Raw genomic sequence first — 750 nt, forward strand, 5'->3', positions numbered from 1 at the left:
CTGGTGTGTCCATCCTCGCAGTATCCGGTTCTCAAGGTGCACGCCTGCGCGTCTCATCCGGTCCGACCGGGCCGCGCGGCAAGGAGATATATTGCCAGACCGGAGGGGCCCCGGGGGCGGGAATCACGCACTCCATATTTTGTTCACAAATGAACCAGAGGGCCCTGGAATCCGACGGGGTCTAATCGACGATCATATATCTCAGACAGACCGTATGACCTCGGTGTTCATGCTGTCCGATGTATACGTATCGGTTATATACCCAAACCAGAATTAAATAGCACCTAGGAGATAGATTGCGACGGTTCCCCTTATAAAGCCTTTACGCGACAAAGGACCCCGCCAGACAGCGCTGGAGCCCCATTAGTGTGCAATCCTAGCCGAAAGACGTGAAACGCGAGAAAAGATTGATTTGTAATCTAAATTGGCAGATCCATCTAGGAAATACGCAACCAGCCAAAGGAGCGTTCCTAAGTGCGGACTGTAAAGAACGAGTCCCAAAAACAGGCCTCGAAAAGAATCAACCCACTTCATATACTATTGCGACTTCAGAATAAAGAAATCAACTATCTAGAGCCACGGATCAATACAAACGCAAAAAAGGGAGAGGCCGCGAGGCCTCCCCCTTCTCAGTCCAAGCGCACGGCTCGGTGCCGTCCACCGGTCAGCGGCGCCCTGGCCTCCCACGGGCTGGCCCCGCAGTACTCTCGGCGCGATGGGGCTTAGCTTCCGGGTTCGGAACGGGACCGG

General features: G+C 54.4%; 1 rRNA gene. It reads right to left on the reverse strand.

Annotated elements, in window-relative coordinates:
• Positions 1 to 662 precede the first annotated feature (662 nt).
• Positions 663 to 750, reverse strand: a 5S ribosomal RNA gene (gene rrf, locus ACTQXM_RS09025); the annotation flags it as partial.

Origin of the sequence: Collinsella sp. LCP19S3_D3 (assembly GCF_052121455.1) — a bacterium.
Lineage (GTDB): Bacteria > Actinomycetota > Coriobacteriia > Coriobacteriales > Coriobacteriaceae > Collinsella.